Raw genomic sequence first — 2,004 nt, 5'->3', positions numbered from 1 at the left:
ATTCCAGCCGCATAGGTCTCTTTCTTCAATCTTCTGAACGATAGCTATCGGTCGTACTCGTCGATGTAAACCTTACAAATTGATACATTTCAAACCGGCCCAGTGGTATTGATTTGGTTGGGGTTTTTAGCTTTATCAAGAATAGGCAGTCACCGTTCACAACTGAGTATGTCATGGGACTTTGAAGGTAGAAATGACGAGGTCGCCCTTACTGTCATCGTCAAAACGGCCGTTCGGTCAGACTTGGCAGCGAGAGTGAGTTCCCTCGGCGGTTTACAACAAAACCCAAAAATTGCCTGTTTTGAAATTAAGAAAGCCTCGACACTAACAATCGATCTTGTGCCTCTCAAAGGAGCATACAAAACATGAAAATTCTCTCACTCGCGGCCGCTTTGGCAGTTACTGCAACAACATCATTTGCTGGCGGCGACCATGATATGTCGATGGGCACCGTCACGAACTTGGACCGCAAGTCGAATGTGGTGACGATCAACCACGGCCCGCTCAAAAACATCAACATGCCCGCGATGGAAATGGGTTACGCGGTTGCCAAGCCTTCGATGCTGAAAGGCCTTCGCAAAGGCTCCCAGATCCATTTTGTCGTCGAGCAAGTCAATGGCCAGTACATTGTAACAGAGATTATGAAGTAGAAAACGTCATGTTGAGACTCCAGGGCCGTTACTCTGCTGGCCTTTTTGAGGACATACAATGAGTGCGCCCCTGGAAATCGACGCGTTTACACTTTCCGGTCTTTCCGGCTGGACGCATCATATTGCAGACACATTGGGATTTCACATCAGTGAAAACCCGCCTCACTGGCTACATATGGCGCTGCACTTTATTCTAGTCGTTGCTCCACTGGTTGCTCTATTTGGTTTCCTGGTATTTTTAGCTCAGATTATCAAAAAAGCGGCTCGGAACAGTCTGTTTTCCAATGAAGATCGCGCTGAGCTTGTGCTTGTTCGCAATTTGATAGGATTGCGCTGGCACGAACAGGTTACCGTGATCTTCCTTGGTGTGTTGGCACAGCCAATTCTATATGCGACCCTCGAATTGCCGAAACGCATTGTCAATGGTGCTATCGAATCAAGTCATTTTCCCATCGAGATTCTTAGCGGTCAGTATACGCAACTAGAGTACCTCGGGATCTTGTCAGGCCTATATCTTATTACACTGATTGCGAGTGGAGCAATTAAATATTGCATAAATGTCAAAAAGGGGCAGATCGGAGAGCGAACACTTTTGAGGCTTCGTCTGGTGCTTTACCGGGCATGGCGCCGTGCACCGGAAGGACAGCGCAGAACCGAAGTCATCCCACTATCGACGAGCGAAATAGAGCCCATCGGAGGGTTTGCGGGAGAGGTTCTGGCAACACCTGTTTTCCAAGGCGGTACATTGATCACGATCTTGTTGTTTATGTTCATTCAAGATCCGATATTGGGTGCAGCGGCGATGGCACTCGTCCCTGTTCAGCTGTTCATCATACCCATTTTGCAAAGGTGGGTTAACAAACGGATGAGACTCCGGATTCGTGCTGTTCGCGCATTTGGAGACATTCTTGGTGAGCAAACCGGCGATGTGTCCGGCCGATACATAACTCGCAGAACACTTTCAGCAGCTCACCGGCTAAGAAACACAAGACTCGACTTGCAGCGCGCAAAGTATTTGCAGAAAGCAATCAGCAATTTTCTAATGTCATTGACGCCCTTTCTACTCTACTCAATTGGAGGTTGGCTTGTCATTGAAGGCCGATTATCACTAGGGGCCTTGGTGGCAATAATTGCAGCCTTCAAAGATTTTTCCAGTCCTTTCAGGGAACTCATTCTCTATTACCAGAATTCTTCCGATGTCAGACTTCGATCAAGAGAGTATGAAAATTTCTTAATGAAATGTGGAAGAGTAACCCATGGGCTGAGCGTGAAGCAGTGGAGTAGTCGTCCACAATTCTCTGAAATCGAAGGAGCTTCATGATGCGCTTTGCCCGGCAAGCTTTGGTGATGGGAC

At 47.7% G+C, this 2,004-nt stretch carries 2 protein-coding genes; both read left to right on the top strand.

Translation table 11 applies throughout. From position 1 onward, the window contains the following. Positions 1-365 precede the first annotated feature (365 nt). Positions 366-650, top strand: coding sequence for a copper-binding protein (locus NIT7645_RS11360; protein WP_046212316.1), 285 nt, complete (start codon positions 366-368; stop codon positions 648-650). Positions 651-708: 58 nt separating this feature from the next. Beyond that, entirely contained in the window at positions 709-1,971 is a 1,263-nt protein-coding gene (locus tag NIT7645_RS11355) for an ABC transporter ATP-binding protein (RefSeq protein ID WP_131724150.1), read from the top strand. Positions 1,972-2,004 lie beyond the last annotated feature (33 nt).

The organism is Phaeobacter italicus (assembly GCF_001258055.1).
GTDB lineage: Bacteria > Pseudomonadota > Alphaproteobacteria > Rhodobacterales > Rhodobacteraceae > Phaeobacter > Phaeobacter italicus.
The sequence above is the reverse complement of the archived record's forward strand: the minus strand, read 5'-3'. Positions and strand labels throughout refer to the sequence as shown.